We start from the raw sequence: 26,677 nt of genomic DNA, 5'->3' as shown, positions 1-26,677 counted from the left end.
CTTCATAATAGGAACCTATATAGCGAGCACTATAAACAGAAAGTAGTTTTTCAAGAGGTTTACTATGGAGTTCTTGTTATGGTTCTTTGCGATAGGGAAGGAATTGTGTATGATGTTTGGTTTCATCCAGCTAGTTATCATGAGGTAAAGTCTTTTAGGTTAAGAGCTAAAACGAGCCTATGGTTTAAGGAGTTAATCAATCTTTTTGAGGTTATAGGGGACAAAGGGTATAAGGGATGTGAAAATGTTTATGTTTGTAAGACTAAAGAGGAAAGAGCTCAAAGACAGGTTATAGAAGGAGTATTTTCAAGACTTAAACAATTTAATACTTTAAGTAGATGGAGGAAGGGTATTACACTTCTTACATACTTGTATGCTTATGCAATAGGCTATAGCTTTTTCAGATCTATTGAGGTAAATTTATGTGGTTAATTTCTCACTCAACGTATAAAAAATATCAATAATTTATTAGATTTCGTAAGATGAAAATGAGATGTATATCTTTGAAACCCTTTTAGACAATTTTTATCCCACATTTCTCATTTTTTCTGCTTTACAAATTAAATTAAAACTGATATATTCGACCAAAATGGAGTTAGAATGCAAATAAATACACTCAAGATCGTCTTTATCATAGGGTTTTTATTGTGTGGATTACCTTTTATCGAATCAACCCATGCTCTCATTCTTGGAGTTTTACTCTCTATATCGTTTGGCAATCCTTTTCCTTCACTTACAGCAAAGTTAAGCAAAAATTTACTCAAAATAGCCGTGGTTGGGCTTGGATTTGGGGTAAATTTTTACAAAGTGATTGAAGTTGGTAAAAATTCAATATTACTTACCTTTACGACTATACTTGCTTCTACTCTCGTAGGACTTCTCATTGGCAATTTATTATCCATTAATAAAAAAACATCCTTACTGATATCTTTTGGGACAGCCATTTGCGGTGGCAGTGCCATAGCCGCAATGGCTCCAGTCATAGAAGCCGACAGCGAACAGGTGGCAGTTTCCCTTGCTACAGTTTTTATTCTCAATGCAATAGCACTATTAATTTTCCCCGCAATTGGGCATTTACTAAATCTTTCCCAAACTCAATTTGGTCTTTTTTCAGCCCTGGCAATCCATGATACGAGTAGTGTTGTTGGGGCGGCATCTGTTTACGGTGCAACAGCCTTATCCATAGCCACCACTGTCAAGCTTACAAGAGCCTTATGGATTGCCCCTTTTGCCTTCGCAGTGGGATTATTCAAAGGGAAAAAAGGGAAAATCAACTTACCTCTATTTATATTGGGTTTTATCTTTGCTGCTTTTATAAATAGTTCTCTACCTTCTTATGCTCAGATTTGGCAATATCTGAATTTTATTGCAAAAAGAATACTAGTTATGACCCTTTTTCTCATAGGTGCGGGGCTTTCCAGAAAAACTCTACAGGAAGTAGGTATCAGACCACTTATACAGGGAGTAGCTCTTTGGTTTGTGGTAAGCGTTTCCACATTGGGGCTTCTTTACTATAATATTTTAAATTATCACAATTGATATCACCCTTCAGACAATCTGATTCTTGTATTTACTTCCACCTCCAAATATCTTGCATACCAATATGATATCTGATGATCTATCCACCTTATATCATCTTCAGATAGATCTTTTAATAGAAGCTCTATCTCTTTCTTCATATTCTTGAGCTCCTGCCTATCGTCTAAATCCAAAAGTTCATAAATATCTTCCCATTCTATTACCTTTTTTTTAAGATCCAACACCTTTTCTTTCATATACACCTCTTTTTTTAAAAGTATTTTAAATAAAGGTTGGGAAATTTTCAAGAGTTTTTTTGTCTTAAAACAACATCTGTTAGTTGAATATTTATTATAATATTTCAATATAATCTTATTGAAAAAAATTTATTATTTATTATGATTATGGTGGGGGTAATATGGATAAAAATACTACGGTAATATCAGTTGCAAGTGGAAAAGGTGGAGTGGGTAAAAGCAATTTTTCTTTAAATCTATCTCTATCCATAGCAGAACAGGGGAAGCCAACAGCTCTATTTGATGCCGACCTATCTCTGGGTAATGCATCTTTACTCATCGGAAGTAATCCTCAAAAAACTATTTTAAACCTTATAGAAGATGATGTCACCATAAACGATATAATATTTAAATCTAAACGCTACGAAAATTTTTTTCTGATACCAGCAGGTACTGGTATAACAAAGCTTACCAATCTCACTGATAAAGATAAAACAATCCTTACCAATAAGATAAATGAATTTAAATCAAAAATAGAATTCTTAATAATAGACACCGCAGCAGGTGCTTCTGATGAAGTGGTACATTTTATAGCAATGTCAGATATACTCATAGTGGTAATTATACCAGAGATCACATCCATAAAAGATGCCTATGGCCTTCTAAAAATTTTAAAAGAGAAAGGGATCGTAAAAAAAACCTATATAGTTATTAATAAAGCAAAATCTAAAACACAAGTTATAAATATTTTCGATAAATTTGAAGAAACGGTCAAAAAATTCCTCGAAATCGATGTGGAACTCCTGGGGCCCATCCCTTATAACATCAAGATACCTGAAGCCGTAAATAATCAAACGCCTATTCTATACTATGAACCTGAAGGTAGTACTTCAGCCCTTTTTAGACAATTCGCAAACCTTCTTATCAATAATAAGATTGCAAACAAAGATATGGTCAGTTTTCTTTCAAAACTTTTTCTAAGCAACAATACAAAAGAAGACCAACCCAAAAAGGAGGAATCGGATGACATTCATCTAGATAATTGTTTACTATCAACAATAGAACAAAACATTGAAAAAATCTTAGAGGGAGTAAACCATATACAAAAAACGTTTAAAATAAATCTTAGAAGAGATAATATAAGCAAATCAAAGCAGGATTATTTCTCAGATTTTCAAGTAGGTCATGAGCTTATATTTGTGGAAAAAGATTCTTATTTTGTTTCCTCAAAGATATTAGGATGGGATTTTGGTAATTATATCTTTGTAAAAATCAATAACAATCTACTAAATCTCCTGGAAAATTTATCACATATCACAGCCCGTTATAGCTATCAAGATAAACTTATAGAATTTAAAACACATCTTCTCCACAAGCCAACCGATTTTGATGAGATTGTCATATTTTCATACCCAAAACGGTATACAGAAACCTCACTACGGGGCAGTAAAAGATATTCCGTAAACCTGGGTTCCATTATGATGGTAAACAACAATGCCTCCAAATGTAAAATGATCGATTTGAATCTCAATGGAGCCCTGATCGAGTCTGAAATACCTCTAAGTATAGGTGATATTTTAAAATTATCGTTTGTTTTACCTGATGGTAAATTGATAGAGAATATAATTTGTAAAGTAAAAAATATTAGAAATTCAAACAGATATGGTGTAAGCTTTGAAACTATATCTCCCCTTGCCCTTAAAAGACTTAATGATTTCTTAGATGTTTACGATAAAATTACCGCCGGAAAAGGGTCACTTACAGAAACAAAGAAAACATCTGGTAATTTTGAAAATATAAGTCCTATGGACCTCGTGCAGGTGCTTTCTATTTCAAACAAAACCTGTCTGTTTGAGATGTTTGGTAATGACTATCTGGGTAAAATTTATTTTGAAAAAGGCTCAGTGGTGCATGCTGAATGCCAGAAAGATAAAGGTCTCGATGCCTTTTATAAGTTAATGGAAATAGAAGAGGGGGAATTCAATATAGTTGATATCCCTGCCGAATCAATCCCTGCCAAAACAATCGGTAAATCCACAAATCAACTGCTTCTGGATGCAGCATTTTTGATTGATACCAAAAGAAACTTAAAAAATAAAAATCACTAAGATTTTTAACAACTCTTCAAATATTTAAGATTCTACTATCACCACTTTTTTTGTGCTCCTAATCCATACGTAGGGGCAAAACTACGTGTTCGCCCATTGATGCATCATCATTAAAAAAACCTACTAAATATCATAAAAAGCAATATCAATGAGCTATAAGATGAAATTTAATCTGTTATTCCACATATTTAATCTCATATTGTCTACTTCCAAGCCCCATCTCTTCGGAATGTTTAAGCTGAATTTCTGGAGTAAGATACGGATATATATCCACAAATGGGTCTTTCCCACCAAACTGATTCATCACCAGATCATAGCTTGCCTGATCGATAGCAACTGGATCCTGTGAAGAAAGAAATCCAATATCGCCACATATTGGGGCATCGTTGCCAGGGTAACAATCGCACGCAGGGCTAATGTTTATCAGAATATTTACATATACGATCTTACCCTTAAGAGATTTATGCACTCCATAAGCATATTCTGCCATTTTTAGCTGAGTATTCTCTACGGTTTCATCCCAGTTTATACCTATAGCACTTTCAGGACATACAGCTATGCATCTTGCACATCCGGTGCAATTTTCGTTGATAAACGCTTTTGGTTTTATCACAATAGCATCATGCGCACATGCAGAAAGACACCTTCCGCAGGCAGTGCATTTATCCTGATGTACTTTTGGTCTTGTGACAGAATGCATCTCCAGCTTCCCCTGTCTCGAAGCACATCCCATTGAGAGATTTTTTATAGCTCCGCCAAATCCTGACACTTCATGCCCCTTAAAATGTGATACACAAACCATACCATCGGCATTCACTATATCCGAAGCAAGTTTTACAGCTGAAAGGTACTTACCATTAATGGGGACATCGATGCTGTTTTCACCCCTTAAACCATCCGCAATAATAGCTGGTATACCTAGGGTAGAATATCCAAACCCATTCCAATTGACATTATGAAGATGATCCACACTATTCGTCCTCATTCCAACGTATAATGTATTGGTATCCGTCAGAAATGGATTGGTTTTAAGCCCCTTAAGTACCTCCACAACTGGTCTGAGGTAAATTGGGGGGATAAAAGCTGTATTTCCCAGCTCACCAAAGTGGGTTTTAATGGCTATCAACTCCCCTTTAGCAAATAATCTATCCGGCTCACAGCGATTGATAAGTTTTTTTATCTTGTTTAAAGGTGATGAATGCTTCTTGTTTTTCAAACCAGAAAAATATACTATAGATTTCATATTTTTACTCTAAGTTAAACACCACTGTTTTTATCTCTGTCATCTCTTCCACAGCAAACTTTGGTCCCTCTCTGCCTGTTCCGGATAGTTTAACACCACCGTACGGCATCTGGTCAACCCTGAATGTTGGCATATCATTCACCATAACCCCACCCACTTCAAGTTTATCAATTGCAGTGAAGGCTGATTTTATATCCTTGGTAAATATTCCCGCCTGCAATCCATACTTCGAGTTGTTTGCCTTTTCAATAGCCTCTTCGAGTGTTTCATACTTCATAATACATACAACAGGCCCAAAAATCTCTTCGTACACAACCTTCATTGTTTCATTGGTATCAAGTAAGACTGTTGGCTCCAGAAGTGCACCATTTCTTTTTCCACCACAGGCTATTTTGGCCCCATTGTTTACAGCCTCATTAATCCATTCCTCAACTCTGATGGCCTCTTTCTCCTCAATCATTGGCCCCACCACGACATTTTCATCCAGCTGAGACCCGTAGCTTGTATTTTTTACTGCTTCCACAAACTGTGATGTGAATGCATCATATATGTCATTGTGGACATATATCCTTTGAATACTTATGCAGACCTGCCCAGAATTGGCAAACCCCCCCACCACGCATTTTGGAAGAGCTGAAGCGATATCCGCATCTTTATGAATAATTACGGCGGAATTGTTACCCAATTCAAGAGTTACCTTTTTCATCCCAGCTTTTCTTTTGATCTCAAGCCCCACCTCAGGTGACCCGGTAAAGCTTATCATGGCTATCTTGTCAGATTCCACCATTCTGTTGCCCACGGAGGAACCAGATCCAACCAAAAGCGTAATCCCCTCTTTTGGCAGCCCAGCTTCCAGTAAAATCTCCACCAATTTCACAGCAGTAAGAGGTGTGGTGGAAGCAGGTTTTAAAACTATGCAGTTACCAGCAGCAATGGCAGGTGCAACCTTATGCGAAACAAGGTTTAATGGAAAATTAAACGGAGTAATAGCTCCTACCACCCCCAGTGGATATCTCTTATAGTATCCAAATCTATTTTTCCCTGTGGCTGCAGCATCAAGAGGCACCAGTTCACCAGACAACCTTCTGGCTTCATCCGCAGCAAACTGAAAAGTTTCAGAGCTTCTAAGCACCTCCCCTTTTGCAAATCTCAAAGCTTTTCCACTTTCTCTGGCAATTGTAATGGCAAGTTCATCCAGATTTTCTTTTATTAATAGAGAGACTTTATTCAAGATATCGCCCCTTTCCTTAGCTGTGAGGGATGCCATAATAGATCTATTTTTGTAAGCATAATCTATCCCTTTGTCTGTCCATTCTGCATCAGCCATTGCTATCTGTGATATGATAGCGTTATCATAAGGATTTTTTACATCGATATATTTCCCGGTATCAACCCACTTCCCCTCGATAAAAAGCTTTTTCTTCTCCATAAAACCTCCTGAGAAAATTGATTAAAATAGAATACCATTTTACCTCTTGACTTTCAAGTGAAAAATTATAAATTTAACGATATGGATGGTTTCAGTGGCATAGGTAAATTGTTAATATTTTTTGGTCTGATAATTATTGCTGTTGGTTTATTTTTGTATTTCGGAGAAAGAATTGGTCTTGGAAAACTGCCCGGGGATATATATTATAAAAGAGGTAATTTTACTTTCTATTTTCCAATAGTCACCTCAATTGTAGTAAGTATTATATTGACTATCGTTTTAAACATTTTTCTTCGGAAATGATTTTTTACAACTGATGGCTAATACACTATCTATAACCTAAGCTCTTTTTTAATAATTTGTTTGCATAAAAAAGCCCGCCTTTCGGCGGGCATCATCTTCATATTCCGGGGATTAAGCTTTTGTAACGTTAGCTGCTTGAGGACCTTTTGGACCTTTAACGATATCAAAGTTTACCTTATCTCCCTCTTTTAGGCTTTTAAACCCATCCATAGTAATCGCAGAGTAATGTACAAATACATCCTCTCCGGTAGAGCTGGTGATAAAACCATACCCTTTAGTGTCGTTGAACCACTTAACTGTTCCTGTGTTACTCATAACATTTCACCTCATTGTTAAATTACAGGGTTTACACCCTAATTTGATATTACCAAAAAAATTCCCTTTGTCAAATATATTTTTATAAAAATAAAAAATGTTTTAAAAAAAGTAATGAAAAATATAGTCAATTCTACCTCTTTTAATTAAATAGATACCACTAAATTTCATCACCTCTTTGATTTTTAACCTCATTTCAGGCTTGTAGCAGTGTATCTTGCAATCCTTACATTTAGGCTTTGGGTCAAGCGGGCACTTTTCATCCCTTTTTAATGCGTATTGTAAAAGCTCTAAACATTCCCTACATAGCCCATCCCCTTCTTCTGGGATACCATTTTTCAGATGATGTTCCCTGCAATATATCTTTATAAATGTTCTAAGCGTTTTTGCATCTTTTTTTATTCTTTTCTCTTTTTTCATAATCGGACAGTTGTTCTCAAGTGGTGGGGATTACCTCACCTAATCTTTAGTAATCTTTACCTGCTGGCATTATATTTTTTACGTCAAAAGCATGACATGGCGTCACACCATACACCATATTACATTTGGGACATTTCGATTCAAACGTTTCCATTATAAATTTTTCACCACACTCACATTCAATTTCAAATGGAATAGGCATGTATTGATTGCTAAACCCCATCATCCTCAACTTGTCCACAATCTGTTGTCCATTTTCAAAACTTCCAGAGCAACCCTGATGCATAATTAACCTCCTATTTATACGTTTAGTATTTCACCATTTCTTATCTGATTTCTAAGACTCACAAGCTTTTCATCAAGAGCCTGTAAGTATGGCAGATGCTGTCTCTCTTCTTCTGAGACTTCTATTATCTTACTGATCCCACCATTCTTAATTACAAGCCTTCTATCCCCCATTAGAGCCAGAATAGGGTCATGAGTGGCCATAAGAACTATCTTTTCCTCTTTTACGAGCAGTTCCAATGCTTTTTTTCTATCTATCCCGGCATTCTCTATCTCATCAATCAAAATAATTGGAGATCTACTTAATATCGCAGTATCTGCAATCATCAACGCCCTCGACTGCCCACCACTGAGGGAAGTAACCGGTGTGTTTGCCTGAAACTGTTCACCCGCGAGTTTATTTGCCTCATCTATAATGGCAGAGACCTTCTCATCAACATTTTCTATCAGTCTACTTTCTGCATGCATTCTAACAAACTCTTCTACCGTCAAATCCATAACAAAATTCATATTCTGGGACAATTGCGCCACCATTTTATGATCAATAGAGAATCTTCTTTTTTTATCAGGCACTTTCCCATTTATTAAAATTTGCCTTCTGGTGGGTGTATCCTTTTGTGCGAGCCATTCGATATCTGCAAGCAGTCGACTTTTCCCAGACCCTGTGGGGCCAACGATACAGATCACTTCCCCTTTTCTGATGGTTAATTCTACATTTTCAGGTTCACCATACTTATTTACACCACCCACGATGGTAATACTTTCCAATTCCTCAACAGTATCAGCGTCTGCAGTCATAGCATTCATAAAGTTTACAAACTGCTCTTTTAACAGGTCTATGCTTAACCCTTTTTCTTCAAGTTTATCCTCGTCAAGGGAATCAAAAAATTCTCTGAAACTTTTCGATAACTCATCATCTTTCAATTTCAGATCGTATGAATCTAAAAAATCGTATACAAATATATATTCATTAAGCAGATTTGCTATGCTCAAGCTTAAAAAATCTTTCATTCATCTCCCCTAAAAATCCATCTTTTTTACATTTCCCATCTGATAAGCATCGCCGATTCTTGTTTCCCCCAAACAGTAGGAACAAAGGGCAGCTGGCATAGAAAATCTAAGTTGCTTACCTTTTAGTGTATCTATATCTTCTGTGTCGTTTAATACTGTAGCGAGTTCAAATGCTCCCTGCCCGGTAATACCATTTACATGCATAATCACAGCCCTTGGATTGACCACCTTCACCCTCGAAGCAAACACTTCCCGTTCGGCCTGGGATACGATGTCACCTTTTGTTATAACAACAATATCTGCAAATTTAAGCATAGGACCTATTTTCTTTGGAGTATTGACTCCACTTAGATTATCAATCACACACACAGCTGTTACTCCTCTAATATGTGGGGAACATCTATTGCACAATCCTGCACTCTCACTTATTAAAAGATCCAGTCCCAACTCTATTCCCCATTCTACACAAGCCTCCACGTTACTCACAAAGTAATGATCCGGACATAGCCCACCGGATAACCCTTTTTTTACCGGTATCCCCTTTGCTTCATAAAGCTTATCGTCTTCCGTCAACAAACAATCAAACTTCACCACTCCACATCTCTGATTCTGTAATTTATATGATTCTATCACCTTCAGGATTACAGATGTTTTACCCGATGATGGCGGCCCAGAAATAGTTATAAATTTCATTACTGTACCTCTGAAGCAGATTTTTCAAATAATTCATTCAACTTATGTATCAAAGCACCCACATCATAAGAATATATAAAATCCCAACCAAGCCACTTAAACTTCGCATTTTCCGGCACAATATTTTTAACATCTTTATTCAGCGACGGGAATAGTCCTCTATGAGAGAGAATCTCACCCATCTCCTTTCCGGCAATGAATCTGGCAATAGGTTCAAGTATCTCTCTCTTACTCCTTTTTACCAACATAAACACAGGAGCCACAATCGCCCCATCCTCCGGCCAGATGACCTCCATACTACTTACGTCCCTGACCATTTTTGTAAAAAAGTATGGCATAATTGTTATTGCAGGTTTTTCAGCATTTTTCATATTTGCATTTTTTACCATTTGTGAAGGGTGCATAGATTTTAATAACGTTTTAGCTATCTTTTCAATCCCTTTGTAACCAAAATCTTTGTATATATTCAACAAAATTCCATTAAACAGATCGAAATCACCCACCGGCAATACCACCCTCTGGGCATATTCAGGTTTTAAGAGGTCTGACCAGCTTTTAGGAACTGGAAGATCACCCAATTCTTTTTTATTAACCATAAATACAGCCACCACAAGTGAAATAATTGAATAGTCCCCATGCGGATCTTTTATATTTAACGCTCTGAAATTTTCATTAACCTCATCATCTGTAATATCCACAAAAACCTTCTTCTCTTTAAAAAGCCCCAGAGATTTTTGATCAAAAAATGCCTCAAATCCTGCACTTATAAAGATATCTGGCAATTTATCCGGATCATTTATCGACAGTATATTCTCCTTCAAATAATCAATCCCTATTGAAGCCGCCTCAAACTTATAATTCACTTTGATTTTTTTATCCTTTTCAAATTTTTCTATAAATGTTGTGAATTGCTCCTGCAATGGTACCCTCACCGGACATGGCAAAAGCCCAACGATATTGATGTCAAAATTTTCTTCAATTTTCGTTGCCATCTTATAGTTTTTGTCAGAACTAATCTTCTCTTCTATCAATTTTATATAAGTTTCAATATCATATCCTTTAGTTTTCAAAGCAGTAGAAAATTTTAAAAACTTTCCCACTGATTCAAGATAGGTTTTATCCGCAAACTGTGGAAATCCATTCGATATTAGTACTTCTATCGATTCCGGATAATTTGATACTAATTCCAATATAGTCATATTCTCATTTATATTTACTCTTTCCATATCGCCTCCTTGTTGATGAGAATATAGACTAAAGATTTAAAAAAAGAATTGATTTTGGTCAAAAATTTATTTTTTAATAAAATAAAAAATGCCACCCTTAAGGTGGCAAATATATCTCGTTGCTATCTTCCTTTTCCTCCACCGCCATGTCCACCACCTGAGCCACTAGAACCGCCAGAACCACCTGCACCACTAGAACCAGCACCAGATCCACCACCACTTCCACCATTCCCGGTGCCTGACATACTACCAGCCATCTGACCACCTTTATAACCTTTTTCAAAACCATATTTCATATTCATTGCCAGCTCATTAGCATTCATATTTCGGAAGTTATTTCTAAACATAGCTCTTATTTCAGCCATTTCTTTTGCCGAATACCCCTTTTCTATGCCTACACCTATAGTTTTTGCCACATCCTGTGAATTTATCCTCGCCCTCACCATATCTCTTGCCATTTCACTGACTTCTGCTGCCAACTCTTTATCTTTTCTCACCCTATCCCTCGACATCAGAGACTCCACATCCTTTTCATGCATCCCGGCAGTCAATGCTTCAGCAATATTGCTCATAATTCGGTTTTTAACCTTTTCCTCTTGTGTGATCCTTTCCGCTATCAGTTTTGCAAATGAGTATCGGTTTCCCACATTGTTTAATGCTTTTACCATCTGGTCTGCTGATACATTTTTCGCCAACCCTTCACCAACTTTGTTTGCAATTGCTTCCTGTGTAGCTCCTTTTTGAAATGCCTCCCTCATCTGGCTTAATATCTGATTCTTCTCCTGATTACTGTATCTACTCTGCATAAGCATTCCATACACATTCAGCAACTCACTGTTTTTCATTCCCATCCTGATGTTCTGCTGCAGTTGTTCTCTTACCTGATTAGGTGTGGTACTCATCAGATCTTCTTCAGTCACAGCAGCATATGATGCTACACTTAAAATTACCAAACATACTATCAAATATATCTTTTTCATAAATCACCTCCATCTAACCATATAACGTTGTACCTTAAAAATGGTTACATTTTAAAAATACAATTTATATTTCCAAAATCATCATTCTCCACTTCTACACAATCTACAGATTTTACACCTCTATCATCCGTATAGAAAAATTTGAACTCATCCTTTTTATCTACAACAATTGTCCAATATCCATCGTCCTTTTCCATTTTATGAGGCTTGAAATTATCCACACTGTAGTGAAAATATGTTTCTCTGTCATTTTTAACGCTAAAGATCATCTTATCACCCTTAAATTCTATTTCATGTGCCGCACAACCATACATAATTGAAATCAAAACTACAATCAGATACCGCATTCTAAACCTCCAGAATAGAGTTAATATGTCCAAAATCATCCTGCTCCACCATCAACGCTGTAGGGTCAGCCACAATTTTGCCATTTATTATAAAAGCGTATCTATGTTCCCCTTTTGGTATCTCAATTACAATTTCCCAATAATTGGTTTCCCCTACCCTCTTTAATGGTATTTTTTCCCAATTGGTGAAGCTGCCAACCAATTCTACGTTACCCACATTCTCTTCATAAATTACAAATCTGTATTCCTTTTTATCAGTCGATTTCGCCTGATGAATATTCCCCTCATTTTTAACGAAATTTATAGATTTAATAACAAACACAATCCCAATCATTATCATTGCCGCAAACAACAATATCTTTTTTAAATTACCACTTTTTTTATATTCAACTTCTTTAAAATTTTCCGCCTTCTTACCTATCTTTTTTCTGATCATCACCTCACTGTCTATCATATCTATCGTTTCATTAAAAAATTGTTCATCCTCTTTCACATTTATTACAAACTCTTTTTTTTCAATAAGGCTTAGCTCATCATCAATAAATTGACTTATCAAAATCTCTTTCATAATCCACCTCCAGATAATATCTCTTTAATCTTTTTCCTTGCCCTATATATTTTAATCTTGATATTAGCCACTGATAAACCTGTCATCTTGCTTATCTCTTCATATTTCAGTCCATCCACCACACTCATAAAAAAAAGCTGTTTTTCTTCATCATCCATATGACTCAATACTCTTTCCAGATCCAATTCGGCTGTTTTATCTTCGCTGTAGCTCAACTCCACTTCTGATGTATCAAGGTGATCTTTTTTCCTATTATATTCATCTATCACAAGATTTTTCCCTATTGTGTATAATAGCTCAACATTATATCTATTACTGTAATGTGTATATAGCTTTAGATAGCTTTCCTGAACTATATCATTTGCAGTATCTGAATCGTTAATTTTTGATAGGATGTATTGATAAAAACCTTTTTTCGTCGAATTATAAAATTCTTTAAAACTGTTCATGTCATCTAAGATAGGGGGCAGATCCCCCCATCATTTACTTAGCAGTGGCACCAAAGCCAGTCCCATCTTTCGGCTGAGGTTTTGTTCCGTCTCCATAACCTTTTCCTGTACCATCCAGTGCCCTATCCCCTGTCTTAAAACCATTCTGCGTACTCTCTCCGCTGTAGCTCTTATTGTAGCCACCCATCCCTTTACCAGATCCAATCTTCATTCCTGATCCATTACCTTTTGCAAACAAACTGATAGATGAAGCTACGAAAACTAATACCGCCAACACTGCAACTATTCTTTTCATTTCCGCCTCCTTTTGGCTTGTTTATTTGTATAACTATCCAAAATAAAAAAGGTTACAAAATTTTTACATTTTAGAATTTATGTAGAAATGGTAGAATGATATCGCAGCTGACTGTGAAGCATTAAGAGAATCAATCATTCCTTTCATAGGTATCCTAAAAACTACATCAGCTTTTTTCAACACATTTTTTCTGATCCCTTCCCCCTCAGAACCTATTATTACTGCATATGGTTCATTGGGGGTGATATCTACCAAGTTCACTTCACCATTCATATCTGCCGCATAAACCCAATACCCCTTTTTTTTCAACTCCTCAATTGATCTATTTATATTCACCACCTTATAAAACCTACTATAAATAGCAGACCCGGCACTACTTTTTACAACTGCTGGTGTAACAGGTGATTGATTATCCTTTGCAATTATATAATTCTTCACCCCAAAACAGTGCCCCGCCCTGATGATCGCCCCAAAATTCTGTGGATCCTGTATATGATCTAAAATACAGACGTTCCCTGCATTCAGTCCAATTTCATCAATTTCATAATACTCTACTTCAAATTCAAACGCATACCCCTGAGCATCTTTACCAAACCTTTCTTTATGCTTATCCGACGGAAGCTCTTCAAATGGTATTTTTTTTTGAATTAGTAGATCTTTAATTCTATCGTCGTTTCTTATGTATGCCTTTATTATTTTCTCACCGTTTAAAGCTTCAAAAAATGGATTTTTCCCATAAAAAATCATTTTTGACATTCAACGTCCTTTATATAAGCTTGTTCCCCTTTAATCCATCCAACCTTTTTCTTATAGTTTACTTTTACCCAACCATCATACTTTTCCAATATTACAAGATTAGTACCTTTAGGGATAACCATTAAATATTCTGCATGTTTATCCGGTTCTATTCTGAGCTTTAAATTAGCTTTTAATATTACGCAATTTTTCTTCTCAACTTCTGATTTTTTTGCTTCAGAGTTACCTTTTGATGCCAATTTTTTTTCGTCAACTGATGCCAAATCCTGATCTATTTTCTTCAAAATATCTTTTTTATCATGTTTATTATCAGTTATTTCCAGTGATTGGCTTTTATTATCAGATATTACTTTTATATCTTTAATCTTTTTTGACTCTTTTCCTGAAATATAGAAAACTGCCCCACCAATGACCGCCAATAACACGGCCACTAATAAATATGAAGGTTTTGTTTTTATATTTCTCTTTTTTTTCTCTTTAACAATATTGGCAGATTTAACTATCGAATGGACATCTTTGATTGTAATCTTCCCTGTAATTCCAAATGATTTCAAAAGCTCAGCAATCTTTGAGATCCTATCAGGGATCCCTTCCGTATATTCATAAACGGTGTGATAATCCTCATCTTTAAACTCCTCCAGATCCAGACCGTTTTTATCACATACGTACTTGAAATACTGAATAGTTTCGTTCTTCGTAAGAGGATTCAAATAACATATCGCCTGATTTAAATATTTAAAATATGTGGAAACCCATTCTCTATATATTGAAAAATCCTGATTGTTAGTAACCATAATCAGGGTCAAAACCTTATTCCCTTCAAACTCGTAATCAAACAGCCTAATAATCTCCCCTATTATATCCTCCGTAATACCGGATATATCATCAATTATTATCACCAATTTCTTACCCTCAGCTTTCAGATCAACAGCAATTTGAGCAACCTCATCCATCATCTCTTTTTTATTTCCTCTTCTATCCACACCTAAATCTTTTAGGATGTTCCTTAAAAGTTGCTCGGTATTTTCAAGAAAACTATCTAAAATAATCGGCCTAATATCTCCTATGAAATTATCTATCTGCCTTATGAAACGCGATTTCCCTACACCTGATTCCCCAGTAAGTACTATAATTGGAACAGAATTATCGATATACTTCTTTATCAATTCGTAAGACTCTTTTCTACTTTGGGAAATAAAATAATCACTCATTTTTTCCATATCTATCCTTTTTATTTAAACCTATATTTTATCCATTTAAATATTTCTTTCATCCATTTTTCAATTCCATAAGCTGCTGTTTTAAATCATTCAAAATCCTTCTTAACTCCGCCTCATGCCCTTTTTCCTGTTGGGCAAGAGCGATAAAGAGATTTTTCGCCTCATCAGTTGTGGATTTTTCAGCTGCCTTGATATAAAAATGCATTGCCTCAATCTCTTTTGGAATTCTCAGCAATACTATCTGAATCATCTCCTCAATTGCTTTTATCTTCTCCTGCTTGTTCATATCGTTTAATCCGGCCATGTGATCCTCCCACCGTTGTATGCCACAAATGTCATCACAGGTATTGCCAGAAGATATGAAATTGCATATATATAAAACCACAAGTTCCCCTCTTCCTGGTTTCCCGATAAAACCCTCGCCACAACGGCATTTATAACTAGTAATATTAGAAAAGAAGAATAAATGATTTTGTTTTTAAATATCTCCGTTAACGTTCTGTCATAATTTATATACCAGCTCATTAGCCCCGTAATAACTGCGGGAAACACAGATGCACCGCCAAAAAGCAATGCGTAATAAGCTGTCCTTTCAAACTCACTTATTTTGAAAATCAGAAACAGAAATAACATAAATGCACCAAAGTACAGCACACCCATCGGAAAATGTATAAATATTGGGTGAGGGTGGTATCTTCTATACAAATTACGCCACTTTTCTTTGGGATCTTCCTTGGGTATATCCTCCTCAATATCACAGACATATTTTACTTTATCCAATACCTTTTCATCATGGGGCGCCATACTGATAAAATCAGTCATGTCTCCACCAGCTTTATGTCTACCCATATGTTTTCCATTTTTCCAAAGACGACTCTCCGTTACGTCATATACCTTACCTTTAAATATTATATATGCAGGCTTTCCATTCTCTCCATTGAACTCTTTTACATCTTCTCTTTTCATATTCTCACCTATTTCAGATCAATTTGCTTAACAAGATCAACAGCACGGTATTCATTGCTTAAAACCATATACCCTTTCAATTCAAGATTATAACTTCCGTTTATCTGATAACTATTGAAGATGAACCAATCATCCACATCTTTTTTAAAAATCTCCCTATCAACTACATTCATAATTTCATAAGATATTATAGCAGATGATACGTTACCATCAAGTTTTTCTGAAAGATTTAGTATCTTCTCCTGTGGATTTACACAACTTAAAAAGCTATATATCTCTGTATTTTTAAGCCCTTGAACTATATCTATATTTGCAAGCTCATCGCATATTTTTTTAGTCAATATCATAATATTAAGTTTGCTGTAATCTTTTATAAATTGAACAGGTAGGATTACTTCATTTAACACATTCTTATCCTCACCAATCGCAATATAATAAATTTTTTCTATCTTTTTATCTTTACTCATTTCAGCAAGAATATTTCTTAAATCTTTTGGGCTTCTATAGCTTACTATTTTATGCACACCACTCTTTTCTAAGGTATCGAATAAATTTGCTTCTATTCCATCTTTTACCACAAAACACACTTTTTCCCAATTCTCTTTTTTTTCATCCAGAACACTTTTAAGTATTTCTTCGTATCTATATTTCAAAAATACCACCTTATCATCGACTTTTATTAATTTTTCTCCAATATCCACAGAATACTTTTTCCCTTCCACATTTTCCAACATTTCATACTTATATCCCCTCTGCTCCATAAGTTGGACCACACCTCTTGTTACGGGGTCAAAGAGGTCTCCCTTAATTGCAATAGTTATATCCTCTCCATAGCTAACCACAACGCCTAATAAAACAATAACTCCGACAAAAAGGATCCTCAATCCTTTCATATTCCACCTCCAGATAGTGCTTTTTTATAAACTGATCTGCCACCTTTAATTCTTCCGGAAGATTTTCACCTTTATACATTAACCACGAAGATGTTTCATGTGAAACATTCCAACTTTTTTTAAGAATATCAAGGAGTTTTGCAACACCTCTTGCCGTAAAAAAATCAAATTTATACGTTTTAAGATCCTCTATTCTATTGTTTAAAACAATGATATTATCCAGGGATAGTTCACGAGCTGCAAATTTTAAAAATTCAGCTTTTTTCCTAATACTTTCGCAGAGGAAGATTTCAGCATCGGGATAAAAGATCGCAATAACAACACCAGGAAACCCTCCACCAGAACCGATGTCACACAGCGTATTAAATGAGGGTGAGTGTTTTTTAAAAAAAAAGATACTGTCTAAAAGATGTTTTATATAAAACTGCTCACGGTCTTTAATTGAAGTAAGATTAAAAGTGGCATTTAAATGAAGGTTATAAAAAAGATCCAATTTTTCTGCCTGCAAATCTGTCAATGTAATATAATTATCAATCATCTCGTTTAAGACCTTTTATATATACATGAATCAGAGAAACAGCAGCAGGTGTCATCCCTTTTATCCTCAAAGCCTGACCGAGAGTTTTCGGGTTAAATTTGTTAAGTTTTTCTATATATTCCCTTCTAAGACCTACAATTTTTGAATAATCTATATTATCAGGTATCTTTACGCCCTCTATCTTCTGCAGTCTAATCGCTTCCTCTTTTTGCTTCTTAATATACCCTTCGTATTTAACAGAAATTTCCGCCTGATTAAGTACACGATTAGAATAGGTATTAGGTAAGAATTCTAATAGGTCTGAAATTTGCACCTCAGGTCTCTTCAAAAGTTCGATAAGAGAAGTACTACCTTCAATATTTACCCCCAAGCTGGCAAACTTATCTTTATTTTTGCTATTGTAGGGGACTTTTGTATATGACAATACACCTAAACAATCCTCTAAAAGTGCCTTTTCCTGTATAAACCTTTCATATCTTGATTTAGGAACAATCCCCAAAGCAAAACCTTTATCCAACAAACGATACTCCGCATTATCCTCCCTCAGCAGCAAACGATACTCAGCTCTTGAGTGGAACATCCGATAAGGCTCATCAACACCCTTCATCACTAAATCATCGATCATAACACCGATAAAACTTTCATCCCGCCCTAATACAAATTGCTTGTTGTCTATAGAAAGCACTGCGTTGATACCTGCGATTATACCCTGAGCTGCAGCCTCCTCGTACCCAGTGGTGCCATTTATCTGTCCAGCAAAGAATAAACCTTTTATCTTCTTTGTCTCTAATGTATGGAAAAGCTCATATGGTTGTACAAAATCATATTCAATAGCATAGGCAGGCCTTATAAACTCCACCCTTTCAAGCCCCACAAGGGATCGATACATAGCAATCTGCACATCAATCGGCAAAGACGAAGAAAAGCCGTTTGCATAGATCTCCTTCGTATCTAAACCTTCCGGCTCGAGAAAGATCTGGTGTCTATTTTTATCCGGAAACTTTTTCACCTTATCCTCAATGGAAGGGCAGTATCTGGGGCCAATCCCCTGTATTACTCCGGAATATAAAGGAGAACGATGCATGTTATCCCGGATTATCTGATGCGTATGCTCATTAGTATAAGCTATAAAACAAGATACCTGAGGAAGGGTTATTGATTCAGTTTCAAAAGAAAAAGGCTCCGGTGGGTTATCACCTTTTTGTTCCTCAAGTAGATTAAAATTGATAGTATCAGCATGTAATCTGGCAGGGGTACCAGTCTTTAATCGCTGAACATCAAATCCGAGTCGTTTTAAAGATTCCGCAAGATGGGTAGAAGGAAATTCATTAGCCCTGCCGGCTGGATACCTCTTATCACCAATATGAATAAGACCATTAAGAAATGTACCAGTGGTGAGGATTAAGGATCTACATTTAAAAATATACCCTGTATCACATTCCACACCAAATACTGCACCATCTTTTACAAGTATATCGGTAACAACCGCCTGTTTTACATCTAAATTAGGCTCAGTAAGCAATTTATTCGTCATATATTGACGGTAAAGTTTTTTATCAGCCTGTGCTCTGGAGCTGCGGACAGCAGGTCCCTTTTTTCTGTTTAAAATCCTGAATTGAATACCTGTTGCATCAATACATTTTGCCATCTCACCCCCAAGGGCGTCGATATCTTTTACCAAACATCCCTTAGCAAGGCCCCCAATGGCAGGATTGCAGCTCATCTGGGCAATTGTCTCTATGTATATAGTAAGTAACAGTGTCTTAGCACCCATCCTGGCTGATGCTAAAGCGGCCTCTATACCAGCATGGCCAGCACCCACAACAATTACATCATAATTATTAGCATATTGAATCATAAAAACCTCAACCTATTTTCCGATACAGAATTTTTCAAATATATTATTTAAAATATTATCCGTATACCTTTCACCGGTTATTTCATATAGAATATTCAAAGACTGTTGTAATTCAAACGCTGCTACGTCAAGATCCAGAGACGTTAACGCATTTACAAGTGCATTCAGACAGGATAAGAAATCTTTGAAAAGTTTAAGATGCCTATCATTGATTAATACCGATGTGTAAGCCGCATCAGAATCAGACAACGACAACTTTTGGGTAATTTGTGGAACAATCTTCTCCACGTCTATGGAATATTTCAAAGAAAAAGCAAGGTCATGACTGATATCAAACTTATTAATTAGATCCACTTTATTGACAAATACAAGTCTCGTTTTATACTTTGTTATGTCCAGAATATATCGATCTTCATCATCAAATGAAGAAGCATCAAGTAAAACTATCACCAGATCGGCATGTTGTATCATCTCAAGAGATCTGTCAATACCAAGCTTTTCTATAGTATCGCTGGAACTTCTGACACCGGCTGTATCGATAAGCTTAATCGGAATCCCACCTAAATTTGCATATTCCAGTATGTAGTCCCTTGTAGTACCAGGGATATCTGAAACGATAGATCTCTCCTGAGAAAGCAAAAAATTGAGTAGCGACGATTTACCTACATTTGGCTTACCAGCTATAACCACAGAAAAACCTGTTTTATAATGTTGTATGGTATTATAATTTGATATAAGTGTTGAAACTTCATTAGAGATAAAGTCAATCTCTTTATAAAGATTATCAAAAGAAGACTGATCCAGTTCTTCATCTGGAAACTCTATAAATGCTTCTATAACAGATCCGATATCTACCATTTTTGATATAATTGAATCAACTTTCTTTTTCAATGCACCGGTTAATGTATTGTAGGAAAATTGAACAGAATACTTTGATTTTGAGCTGATAAGATCCAGAATAGATTCCGCCTGGGAAAGATCTATTTTACCATTTAAAAATCTTCTTTTGGTAAATTCACCCGGTTCAGCAAAACGAAAACCTAACTTATAGCAGTCTGAAATAAAGGATGACACGATAAGTGGATTACCGTGAAAAGATACCTCCAGCAAATCCTCACCGGTGTAAGAATGTGGAGCTTTGAAAAAAGTCAGTATTACATCATCCCTGAGTTCAGATCCTTTGTAAGTTGCATTATAAACCCTTCTATGTTCTAAATTTGTAATATCAAAAAGTTGAAGCGATTTTAGTGCATCATCCCCAGAGATCCTGACAACTATAATGGCAGAGTTTATAAGTGGTGTAATTGGAGCAACAATAGTATCCATTTTAATAGTTTATCTTAAATACTTTTTTCAAAAGCCTTCATGGTATTATACATCAACATAGTTATAGTCATAGGCCCCACACCACCAGGTACCGGTGTGATATGAGATGCTAACTTTTCCACTTCATCATACTTAACATCCCCCACCAGTTTCCCCTCGAAACGGTTTATCCCCACATCTATTACGACGGCTCCCTCTTTTACGAAATCTTTTGTCACGAAATTAGGCTTACCAATTGCAGCAATAAGGATATCAGCGGCACGACAGATTTCGTGAAGGTTTTTTGTCTTAGAATGGCAAATGGTCACAGTAGCATTAGCTTTTAACAAAAGGGCTGACATCGGCTTTCCGACAATATTACTTCTACCTAAAACAACAGCATTTTTACCAGTTAGATCTATGTTGTACTCCTCAAAGAATTTCATGACGCCATAGGGTGTACAGGGGAAAAGTGTGTCTTCACCGATATGCATCAAACCAACATTGTAAGGGTGAAATCCATCCACATCTTTGGCGGGATCAATTGAGTATAAAATCCTTTTTTCGTCTATCTGCTTAGGAAGAGGTAATTGCACAAGAATACCATGTATTGTGCTATCAGAATTATATTTTTCCACCAGTCTTAAAAGATCTTCCGTTGATGAGGATTCAGGGATCCTTTCCACCACAGATTTATATCCAGCTTCAATGCAGGCCTTTTCTTTCATATTAACATATACGGTACTTGCTGGATCATTTCCAACTAAAATAACTGCTATGCCAGGAACTTTGCCATACTTTTCTTTATATGCAGAAACCTTCTCTTTAAGACTTCCCCTTATCTTTTCAGACAATTTTTTTCCATCCATCACTATAGCCATTTTATTCCTCCTTTATTATGGCAAATGACACTATCTCATCATCTGCAACACTCATAAGCTTAACACCCTGAGTATCCCTGCCTAAAACAGGTATATCTGAGACAGCAATCCTTATTATCTTTCCAGTTTTACTCATTAGCATTACATCATCTTCGATCTTCACCTGCTTGGCACCAACAATTGGGCCCGTCTTAGGTGTTACCTTTGATAACTTAAGGCCTTTACCGCCCCTTGACTGAATTCTATAATCGGAAACAAGGGAGCATTTACCATACCCATTAGTTGTGACTGTCAGAATAAACGGCGCACCGGTGAGAACCTCCATAGATACCACATAATCATCCTCTTCCAGAGTAATACCTCTAACACCTGTAGCAGTTCTTCCCATATCTCTTACTTCTTTTGATTCAAACTGTATCGTTTTGCCATTCCTGGTGGCAATGGTAATGTTATCATTATCAGTGGTAATAACAGTAGATACAAGTTCATCATTTTCCCTTAATTTCATCGCCACAATACCGCTTCTACCACTTTTAAATTCCTCTACGGCTGTCTTTTTTACAATACCAAACTTTGTACACATAAAAATGTATTTATCATGGTCATTATCCGAAAGGGTGACAACTGACGCTATATATTCCCCCTGAGAAAATGAAAGAAGATTGGAGATATGTCTACCCCTTGTGCCAGGTGCTGATTCAGGCAGCTCATAGACCTTTAAGAAATGGATCTTACCCTGATTGGTGAAAAAGAGCAGTTTAGAATGGTTTGAGGTGACTATAAGGGTTTCTATGAAGTCTTCCCCCTTGCTCAATGTGGCGGATTTACCTTTACCACCTCTTTTTTGTGAGGAGAAAAAGCTTAGAGGTGTTCGTTTTATATAGCCCTGATTAGTAATAGTAACAACCATTTCTGTGTCAGGTATAAGATCCTCTATACTGAATTCATTATGGTCGTAAACGATCTCAGTTCTTCGCTTATCCGCATACTTATCCTTAATCTCCAGCAACTCATCCTTAATAATTCCCATAAGAATTTGATGATTATTCAAAATTGATTTATAATATTCAATATTCTTTAAAGTCTCTTTATACTCCTCAACTAACTTTTCGATCTCCAATCCCGTAAGCTTTTGAAGCTTCATATCTAAAATAGCTGACACCTGTAAATCGGAAAAAGAGAAACGATCCATTAATTTAACTTTTGCTTCTTTCACGTCTGCAGAGCCTTTGATGATGGCAATAACTTCGTCTATATTCTCCACTGCAGTTTTAAGTCCTTCTAAAATATGAAGTCTTTCCTCAGCTTTTCTCAGCAGATATTTGGTTCTACGGGTAACAATGGTAATCCTATGACCTATAAATTCATCTAAAATTTTCAAAAGGGGCAAGGTTTGTGGCCTACCATTGACTAAAGCAACTATGTTTATACCAAATGTCACTTCCATCTGGGTAAACTTATACAACTGATTTAGTATAACATCTGGCAATTCACCTTTTTTAATATCAATCACAACCCTTATTCCGTCCCTATCAGATTCATCCCTCAACTCTGTAATCCCAACTATCACCTTATCCCTCACCAATTCGGCAATCTTTTCAATAAGGGATGATTTATTCACCTGATAGGGGATCTCAGTAATTACGATCTGCTCCTTACCAGATTTAAGCTGTTGAATCTCAGCCCTTGCACGAATTTTTATTGCCCCTCTACCGGTAAGGTAAGCTGTTTTTAGTTCGGATACTCCCATCAGAATACCGGCAGTAGGGAAATCTGGACCTTTTATGAATTTTAATATATTATCAAGTGTCGATTCTGGGTTGTCAATCCTATGAATTAAAGCGTCCACCACTTCTCCTAAATTATGTGGGGGGATATTTGTGGCCATACCCACAGCGATACCACTCGATCCATTTATGAGAAGATTTGGTACCCTAGTGGGTAATACAAGAGGCTCTTCAATGGAACCATCATAATTGGGAGCAAAATCAACAGTATCTTTATCAATATCCAGTAGCAATTCATCAGTAATTTTAGCCATACGTACTTCTGTATATCTCATTGCTGCAGCGGAATCGCCATCCACTGAACCGAAATTACCCTGACCATCCACAAGGGGATACCTCATGGAAAAATTCTGAGCCAATCTCACAAGAGTATCATATACGGCAGAATCACCATGAGGGTGAAATTTACCTATGACATCCCCCACCACCCTTGCAGATTTTTTGTATGGTTTATTATGGGACAATCCCATTTCATACATAGCATATAGTACCCTTCGATGGACAGGTTTAAGACCATCCCTTACATCAGGTAAGGCTCTACCAACAATAACACTCATTGCATAATCCAGATAACTGGATTTTATGGAATCCTCTATACTTATATCGATAATACCCTTTTCTTTATTACTCATTAATACTCCTTATACCTTAATTATATATCTATATTTTTAGCATACAATGCATTTTCTTCTATAAACTCCCTTCTGGGAGCCACCACATCCCCCATTAATAAAGAAAACAAACCATCAGCTTCTTCGGCATCCTCAATAGTAACTCGATATAAAACCCTTCTTTCGGGATCCACAGTAGTTTCCCACAGCTGTTCCGGATTCATTTCCCCAAGACCCTTGTACCTTTGAATCGTGAGCCCTTTCTTACCCCTTGATTCCACAAAATGTACAAGATCAGAAACCTTATTAAAATACAATTCCTCACCATCCACCAATATTTTAATGGGAAGTCCACCTAACTCATTTAAAAACCTTGCAAGCCTTTTGATCTCTTTAAACTCTGGTGTAGTTAAAAAATCAGTATTTATGGCATATACAGAACCAGATGTAGATGTAAAAAATATATTGTATCTATTGTATTCCTCATTAAAATCTATAAAATATGAATGATAACCTTCAAATGCACCTTTTTGATCCAACGTATTCATCAAGTCTTCCACAAACCTTTTATCCGAAAGATTTTCCGGCTCTAAGTTCTGTTGAGTGGCGATATTTAATATCAACTTCTCTAAATACCCTTTCTTTTCGTATTTTGATATCAGTTTATTCATAAAAAATAGATTTCTGATAATCTCCCGATACCTTATTTCAGATATTTCGAGTATGCTCACACCCTCAAGACCCATATCAAGGATAAAATCCTCAAACTCTTCCTCATTGTGAATATACCTTTCCACTTTATTTTTTTTAATTTTATAAAGTGGTGGTCTTGCTATATATAAAAAACCCCTCTCTATTATAGGTCTCATATATCTGAAGAAAAAAGTAAGAAGTAGTGTGGATATATGAGCACCATCCACATCAGCATCTGTCATGATGATTATTTTATGATAACGCAATTTATTCAAATCAAAATCTTCCTTACCTATACCACAACCAAGTGCCGTTATGATCGTTTTTATCTCGTTGTTGGAAAGAAGCTTATCATATCTTGCCTTTTCCACATTTAAAATCTTACCCTTCAAAGGTAAAATCGCCTGAAAACGTCTATCTCTGCACTGTTTTGCAGAACCACCTGCAGAATCACCCTCCACTATGAAAATTTCCGAAATGGCAGGATCTTTCTCCTGACAATCTGCAAGCTTACCGGGCAAAGTTGAAACGTCTAAGGCATTTTTTCTTCTGGTTAGCTCCTTTGCTTTTTTGGCAGCTTCCCTTGCCCTATAAGCCTGAACAGCCTTATCAAGAATCTTTTTTACTATAACTGAATTTTCCTCAAAAAAATCGGGTAAAAATGAACCCAAAACAGATTCAACTGCCACTTTACCGATAGAAGATCCAAGCTTCGATTTGGTCTGCCCTTCAAACATAGGTTCATTTAATTTTATCGAGACAATTGCAGACATCCCCTCCCTGACGTCGTCACCTTCGAGAGATATTTTATCTTTCAATAGATTGTATTTGTTTATGAAATTATTAAAAGCTTTCGTAAAAGCGGATTTAAAACCTGCTTCGTGAGTACCACCTTCCTCTGTATGGATGTTGTTCACAAATGAAATAATCTTTTCATCAAAAGATGTGTTATAAAGAATTACGCATTCCACAACTACGTTTTCATACTTACCTGAAACATAAATTGGATCATCAAAGAGCAGTTCTTTCCCCTTATTCAAGAATTTGATATAACTTACAATGCCACCATCAAAACAGAAATCATGAACCTTTTCGGATGCTTCATCCACAGCTTTTATCCTAATTCCGCTATTTAAAAAGGCAAGCTCTCTAAACCTTTTGGATAGAGAATCGAAGTGAAATTCTGTGGTTTCAAATATATCAGGATCAGGTTTAAACCTTACCTTTGTACCTGTCTTATCTGTCTTACCTATCTCTTTGAATTCTGTGACAGGGACACCCCTTTCATACCTCTGGAAATAAACTTTACCATCCCTCTTAACCGTCACCTCAAGATACTCCGATAGGGCATTAACCACAGAGACACCAACACCATGTAAACCTCCGGAAGCAAAATAAGCCCCGGAATTAAACTTACCACCGGCGTGAAGAGTGGTCATCACCACTTCCACAGTAGGTTTCTTGGCGGTGGGATGAATCCCCACAGGTATACCCCTTCCATCATCTTCCACAGTTACAGATCCATCCACATGAAGGGTGACAAAAATATTTTTACAAAAACCTGCCATAGCTTCATCTATAGAGTTATCAACCACTTCGTAAACAAGATGATGTAACCCTTTCACATCGATAGAGCCTATATACATACCTGGTCTTTGCCTTACAGCTTCAAGACCTTCAAGTACTTTGATCGATTCTTCACTATAACTATTTTCAGCGTTATTTAATAATTCTGACATAATA

The 26,677-nt window shown here is 36.2% G+C and carries 28 protein-coding genes and 1 pseudogene; 4 read left to right on the top strand and 25 right to left on the bottom strand.

The window, feature by feature from the left end; genetic code table 11:
* Together ACP5Q2_RS07910 and ACP5Q2_RS07905 are read left to right on the top strand one after the other, a co-directional pair.
* A pseudogene (locus tag ACP5Q2_RS07910) lies at positions 1-432 on the top strand (hypothetical protein); the annotation flags it as partial.
* 168 nt (positions 433-600) lie between these two features.
* Positions 601-1,539 carry a YeiH family protein gene (locus ACP5Q2_RS07905; RefSeq protein WP_428098958.1) on the top strand — a complete coding sequence of 313 codons (939 nt, stop codon included), beginning with the start codon at positions 601-603 and terminating at the stop codon, positions 1,537-1,539.
* A 2-nt stretch (positions 1,540-1,541) separates the two neighbouring features.
* On the opposite strand, the gene ACP5Q2_RS07900 is transcribed toward ACP5Q2_RS07905, so the two are convergent.
* Positions 1,542-1,775, bottom strand: a complete 234-nt coding sequence (locus ACP5Q2_RS07900) for a hypothetical protein (protein ID WP_424605868.1) — start codon at positions 1,773-1,775, stop codon at positions 1,542-1,544.
* A 161-nt stretch (positions 1,776-1,936) separates the two neighbouring features.
* Here ACP5Q2_RS07900 and ACP5Q2_RS07895 point away from each other — a divergent pair, with 161 nt between their 5' ends.
* Positions 1,937-3,862: an AAA family ATPase gene (locus ACP5Q2_RS07895; protein ID WP_428098955.1), complete on the top strand. Its 1,926-nt coding sequence runs from the start codon at positions 1,937-1,939 to the stop codon at positions 3,860-3,862.
* Between the two features lie 175 nt (positions 3,863-4,037).
* Here ACP5Q2_RS07895 and ACP5Q2_RS07890 read toward each other — a convergent pair whose 3' ends face one another.
* Positions 4,038-5,105, bottom strand: coding sequence for a DUF362 domain-containing protein (locus ACP5Q2_RS07890; protein ID WP_428098952.1), 1,068 nt, complete (start codon positions 5,103-5,105; stop codon positions 4,038-4,040).
* Positions 5,106-5,109: 4 nt separating this feature from the next.
* On the bottom strand, positions 5,110-6,534 hold the full coding sequence (locus ACP5Q2_RS07885) for an aldehyde dehydrogenase family protein (protein WP_428098949.1): 1,425 nt from the start codon (positions 6,532-6,534) through the stop codon (positions 5,110-5,112).
* An 81-nt stretch (positions 6,535-6,615) separates the two neighbouring features.
* Here ACP5Q2_RS07885 and ACP5Q2_RS07880 point away from each other — a divergent pair, with 81 nt between their 5' ends.
* On the top strand, positions 6,616-6,837 hold the full coding sequence (locus ACP5Q2_RS07880) for a DUF2905 domain-containing protein (protein ID WP_428098947.1): 222 nt from the start codon (positions 6,616-6,618) through the stop codon (positions 6,835-6,837).
* A 111-nt stretch (positions 6,838-6,948) separates the two neighbouring features.
* Here the strand turns inward: ACP5Q2_RS07880 and ACP5Q2_RS07875 are convergent, their stop codons facing one another.
* The 22 genes from ACP5Q2_RS07875 to gyrB form a co-directional block, all read right to left on the bottom strand.
* Complete coding sequence (locus ACP5Q2_RS07875; RefSeq protein ID WP_013450160.1) at positions 6,949-7,152, bottom strand: cold-shock protein; 204 nt, start codon at positions 7,150-7,152, stop codon at positions 6,949-6,951.
* Between the two features lie 102 nt (positions 7,153-7,254).
* Complete coding sequence (locus ACP5Q2_RS07870; protein WP_428098943.1) at positions 7,255-7,572, bottom strand: nitrous oxide-stimulated promoter family protein; 318 nt, start codon at positions 7,570-7,572, stop codon at positions 7,255-7,257.
* 46 nt (positions 7,573-7,618) lie between these two features.
* Positions 7,619-7,858 (bottom strand): hypothetical protein, encoded by a 240-nt coding sequence (locus ACP5Q2_RS07865; protein ID WP_424605875.1) that lies wholly within the window; start codon positions 7,856-7,858, stop codon positions 7,619-7,621.
* Between the two features lie 14 nt (positions 7,859-7,872).
* Complete coding sequence (locus tag ACP5Q2_RS07860) at positions 7,873-8,868, bottom strand: ATP-binding cassette domain-containing protein (RefSeq protein WP_428098940.1); 996 nt, start codon at positions 8,866-8,868, stop codon at positions 7,873-7,875.
* A gap of 9 nt (positions 8,869-8,877) precedes the next feature.
* Positions 8,878-9,561 carry a GTP-binding protein gene (locus tag ACP5Q2_RS07855; protein ID WP_428098937.1) on the bottom strand — a complete coding sequence of 228 codons (684 nt, stop codon included), beginning with the start codon at positions 9,559-9,561 and terminating at the stop codon, positions 8,878-8,880.
* Positions 9,561-10,787 carry an ABC transporter substrate-binding protein gene (locus tag ACP5Q2_RS07850; RefSeq protein WP_428098935.1) on the bottom strand — a complete coding sequence of 409 codons (1,227 nt, stop codon included), beginning with the start codon at positions 10,785-10,787 and terminating at the stop codon, positions 9,561-9,563. The genes ACP5Q2_RS07855 and ACP5Q2_RS07850 overlap by 1 nt, the downstream gene beginning before the upstream one ends.
* Before the next feature lie 122 nt (positions 10,788-10,909).
* Entirely contained in the window at positions 10,910-11,767 is an 858-nt protein-coding gene (locus tag ACP5Q2_RS07845) for a hypothetical protein (RefSeq protein ID WP_428098933.1), read from the bottom strand.
* A gap of 44 nt (positions 11,768-11,811) precedes the next feature.
* On the bottom strand, positions 11,812-12,114 hold the full coding sequence (locus tag ACP5Q2_RS07840; RefSeq protein WP_428098930.1) for a hypothetical protein: 303 nt from the start codon (positions 12,112-12,114) through the stop codon (positions 11,812-11,814).
* Between the two features lies 1 nt (position 12,115).
* The gene (locus ACP5Q2_RS07835) at positions 12,116-12,682 is read right to left on the bottom strand and encodes a glycogen-binding domain-containing protein (RefSeq protein ID WP_428098928.1); all 567 of its coding nucleotides are present in this window, start codon (positions 12,680-12,682) and stop codon (positions 12,116-12,118) included.
* Positions 12,679-13,131, bottom strand: coding sequence for an RNA polymerase sigma factor (locus tag ACP5Q2_RS07830; protein WP_424605882.1), 453 nt, complete (start codon positions 13,129-13,131; stop codon positions 12,679-12,681). The genes ACP5Q2_RS07835 and ACP5Q2_RS07830 overlap by 4 nt, the downstream gene beginning before the upstream one ends.
* Positions 13,132-13,165: 34 nt before the next feature.
* The gene (locus tag ACP5Q2_RS07825) at positions 13,166-13,426 is read right to left on the bottom strand and encodes a hypothetical protein (protein ID WP_428098925.1); all 261 of its coding nucleotides are present in this window, start codon (positions 13,424-13,426) and stop codon (positions 13,166-13,168) included.
* A 63-nt stretch (positions 13,427-13,489) separates the two neighbouring features.
* A complete protein-coding gene (gene rlmB / locus ACP5Q2_RS07820) occupies positions 13,490-14,182 on the bottom strand; it encodes a 23S rRNA (guanosine(2251)-2'-O)-methyltransferase RlmB (RefSeq protein ID WP_424605884.1) in 693 nt (230 codons plus the stop codon).
* On the bottom strand, positions 14,170-15,402 hold the full coding sequence (locus ACP5Q2_RS07815; protein WP_428098921.1) for an AAA family ATPase: 1,233 nt from the start codon (positions 15,400-15,402) through the stop codon (positions 14,170-14,172). Before ACP5Q2_RS07815 ends, rlmB begins: the two co-directional genes overlap by 13 nt.
* Positions 15,403-15,451: 49 nt before the next feature.
* Positions 15,452-15,706 (bottom strand): ferritin family protein, encoded by a 255-nt coding sequence (locus tag ACP5Q2_RS07810; RefSeq protein ID WP_424605886.1) that lies wholly within the window; start codon positions 15,704-15,706, stop codon positions 15,452-15,454.
* Positions 15,694-16,368, bottom strand: a complete 675-nt coding sequence (locus ACP5Q2_RS07805) for a DUF2231 domain-containing protein (RefSeq protein WP_428098918.1) — start codon at positions 16,366-16,368, stop codon at positions 15,694-15,696. The genes ACP5Q2_RS07810 and ACP5Q2_RS07805 overlap by 13 nt, the downstream gene beginning before the upstream one ends.
* Before the next feature lie 8 nt (positions 16,369-16,376).
* Positions 16,377-17,261 carry a hypothetical protein gene (locus ACP5Q2_RS07800; RefSeq protein WP_428098915.1) on the bottom strand — a complete coding sequence of 295 codons (885 nt, stop codon included), beginning with the start codon at positions 17,259-17,261 and terminating at the stop codon, positions 16,377-16,379.
* Positions 17,203-17,799: a 16S rRNA (guanine(527)-N(7))-methyltransferase RsmG gene (gene rsmG / locus ACP5Q2_RS07795; RefSeq protein ID WP_428098913.1), complete on the bottom strand. Its 597-nt coding sequence runs from the start codon at positions 17,797-17,799 to the stop codon at positions 17,203-17,205. Before rsmG ends, ACP5Q2_RS07800 begins: the two co-directional genes overlap by 59 nt.
* Positions 17,792-19,657 (bottom strand): tRNA uridine-5-carboxymethylaminomethyl(34) synthesis enzyme MnmG, encoded by a 1,866-nt coding sequence (mnmG, locus tag ACP5Q2_RS07790; protein ID WP_428098910.1) that lies wholly within the window; start codon positions 19,655-19,657, stop codon positions 17,792-17,794. The genes rsmG and mnmG overlap by 8 nt, the downstream gene beginning before the upstream one ends.
* Before the next feature lie 12 nt (positions 19,658-19,669).
* Positions 19,670-20,983 carry a tRNA uridine-5-carboxymethylaminomethyl(34) synthesis GTPase MnmE gene (mnmE, locus tag ACP5Q2_RS07785; RefSeq protein ID WP_424605891.1) on the bottom strand — a complete coding sequence of 438 codons (1,314 nt, stop codon included), beginning with the start codon at positions 20,981-20,983 and terminating at the stop codon, positions 19,670-19,672.
* A 14-nt stretch (positions 20,984-20,997) separates the two neighbouring features.
* Positions 20,998-21,843 carry a bifunctional methylenetetrahydrofolate dehydrogenase/methenyltetrahydrofolate cyclohydrolase FolD gene (folD, locus tag ACP5Q2_RS07780; protein ID WP_424605892.1) on the bottom strand — a complete coding sequence of 282 codons (846 nt, stop codon included), beginning with the start codon at positions 21,841-21,843 and terminating at the stop codon, positions 20,998-21,000.
* A 1-nt stretch (position 21,844) separates the two neighbouring features.
* A complete protein-coding gene (gyrA, locus tag ACP5Q2_RS07775; RefSeq protein ID WP_428098906.1) occupies positions 21,845-24,262 on the bottom strand; it encodes a DNA gyrase subunit A in 2,418 nt (805 codons plus the stop codon).
* A gap of 20 nt (positions 24,263-24,282) precedes the next feature.
* The gene (gene gyrB, locus ACP5Q2_RS07770; RefSeq protein WP_428098903.1) at positions 24,283-26,673 is read right to left on the bottom strand and encodes a DNA topoisomerase (ATP-hydrolyzing) subunit B; all 2,391 of its coding nucleotides are present in this window, start codon (positions 26,671-26,673) and stop codon (positions 24,283-24,285) included.
* Positions 26,674-26,677: the final 4 nt, after the last annotated feature.

The organism is Calditerrivibrio sp. (assembly GCF_049968475.1).
GTDB lineage: Bacteria > Chrysiogenota > Deferribacteres > Deferribacterales > Calditerrivibrionaceae > Calditerrivibrio > Calditerrivibrio nitroreducens_A.
Note: the sequence above shows the minus strand (reverse complement) of the source record. Positions and strands in the feature narration are given on the sequence as shown.

What these genes read in the sequence shown, in the direction of transcription:
- ACP5Q2_RS07905 (WP_428098958.1), top strand. Translation starts at nt 601, where the DNA reads ATGCAAATAAATACACTCAAGATCGTCTTTATCATAGGGTTTTTATTG.
- ACP5Q2_RS07900 (WP_424605868.1), bottom strand. Translation starts at nt 1,775, where the DNA reads ATGAAAGAAAAGGTGTTGGATCTTAAAAAAAAGGTAATAGAATGGGAA.
- ACP5Q2_RS07895 (WP_428098955.1), top strand. Translation starts at nt 1,937, where the DNA reads ATGGATAAAAATACTACGGTAATATCAGTTGCAAGTGGAAAAGGTGGA.
- ACP5Q2_RS07890 (WP_428098952.1), bottom strand. Translation starts at nt 5,105, where the DNA reads ATGAAATCTATAGTATATTTTTCTGGTTTGAAAAACAAGAAGCATTCA.
- ACP5Q2_RS07885 (WP_428098949.1), bottom strand. Translation starts at nt 6,534, where the DNA reads ATGGAGAAGAAAAAGCTTTTTATCGAGGGGAAGTGGGTTGATACCGGG.
- ACP5Q2_RS07880 (WP_428098947.1), top strand. Translation starts at nt 6,616, where the DNA reads ATGGATGGTTTCAGTGGCATAGGTAAATTGTTAATATTTTTTGGTCTG.
- ACP5Q2_RS07875 (WP_013450160.1), bottom strand. Translation starts at nt 7,152, where the DNA reads ATGAGTAACACAGGAACAGTTAAGTGGTTCAACGACACTAAAGGGTAT.
- ACP5Q2_RS07870 (WP_428098943.1), bottom strand. Translation starts at nt 7,572, where the DNA reads ATGAAAAAAGAGAAAAGAATAAAAAAAGATGCAAAAACGCTTAGAACA.
- ACP5Q2_RS07865 (WP_424605875.1), bottom strand. Translation starts at nt 7,858, where the DNA reads ATGCATCAGGGTTGCTCTGGAAGTTTTGAAAATGGACAACAGATTGTG.
- ACP5Q2_RS07860 (WP_428098940.1), bottom strand. Translation starts at nt 8,868, where the DNA reads ATGAAAGATTTTTTAAGCTTGAGCATAGCAAATCTGCTTAATGAATAT.
- ACP5Q2_RS07855 (WP_428098937.1), bottom strand. Translation starts at nt 9,561, where the DNA reads ATGAAATTTATAACTATTTCTGGGCCGCCATCATCGGGTAAAACATCT.
- ACP5Q2_RS07850 (WP_428098935.1), bottom strand. Translation starts at nt 10,787, where the DNA reads ATGGAAAGAGTAAATATAAATGAGAATATGACTATATTGGAATTAGTA.
- ACP5Q2_RS07845 (WP_428098933.1), bottom strand. Translation starts at nt 11,767, where the DNA reads ATGAAAAAGATATATTTGATAGTATGTTTGGTAATTTTAAGTGTAGCA.
- ACP5Q2_RS07840 (WP_428098930.1), bottom strand. Translation starts at nt 12,114, where the DNA reads ATGCGGTATCTGATTGTAGTTTTGATTTCAATTATGTATGGTTGTGCG.
- ACP5Q2_RS07835 (WP_428098928.1), bottom strand. Translation starts at nt 12,682, where the DNA reads ATGAAAGAGATTTTGATAAGTCAATTTATTGATGATGAGCTAAGCCTT.
- ACP5Q2_RS07830 (WP_424605882.1), bottom strand. Translation starts at nt 13,131, where the DNA reads ATGAACAGTTTTAAAGAATTTTATAATTCGACGAAAAAAGGTTTTTAT.
- ACP5Q2_RS07825 (WP_428098925.1), bottom strand. Translation starts at nt 13,426, where the DNA reads ATGAAAAGAATAGTTGCAGTGTTGGCGGTATTAGTTTTCGTAGCTTCA.
- rlmB (WP_424605884.1), bottom strand. Translation starts at nt 14,182, where the DNA reads ATGTCAAAAATGATTTTTTATGGGAAAAATCCATTTTTTGAAGCTTTA.
- ACP5Q2_RS07815 (WP_428098921.1), bottom strand. Translation starts at nt 15,402, where the DNA reads ATGGAAAAAATGAGTGATTATTTTATTTCCCAAAGTAGAAAAGAGTCT.
- ACP5Q2_RS07810 (WP_424605886.1), bottom strand. Translation starts at nt 15,706, where the DNA reads ATGGCCGGATTAAACGATATGAACAAGCAGGAGAAGATAAAAGCAATT.
- ACP5Q2_RS07805 (WP_428098918.1), bottom strand. Translation starts at nt 16,368, where the DNA reads ATGAAAAGAGAAGATGTAAAAGAGTTCAATGGAGAGAATGGAAAGCCT.
- ACP5Q2_RS07800 (WP_428098915.1), bottom strand. Translation starts at nt 17,261, where the DNA reads ATGAAAGGATTGAGGATCCTTTTTGTCGGAGTTATTGTTTTATTAGGC.
- rsmG (WP_428098913.1), bottom strand. Translation starts at nt 17,799, where the DNA reads ATGATTGATAATTATATTACATTGACAGATTTGCAGGCAGAAAAATTG.
- mnmG (WP_428098910.1), bottom strand. Translation starts at nt 19,657, where the DNA reads ATGATTCAATATGCTAATAATTATGATGTAATTGTTGTGGGTGCTGGC.
- mnmE (WP_424605891.1), bottom strand. Translation starts at nt 20,983, where the DNA reads ATGGATACTATTGTTGCTCCAATTACACCACTTATAAACTCTGCCATT.
- folD (WP_424605892.1), bottom strand. Translation starts at nt 21,843, where the DNA reads ATGGCTATAGTGATGGATGGAAAAAAATTGTCTGAAAAGATAAGGGGA.
- gyrA (WP_428098906.1), bottom strand. Translation starts at nt 24,262, where the DNA reads ATGAGTAATAAAGAAAAGGGTATTATCGATATAAGTATAGAGGATTCC.
- gyrB (WP_428098903.1), bottom strand. Translation starts at nt 26,673, where the DNA reads ATGTCAGAATTATTAAATAACGCTGAAAATAGTTATAGTGAAGAATCG.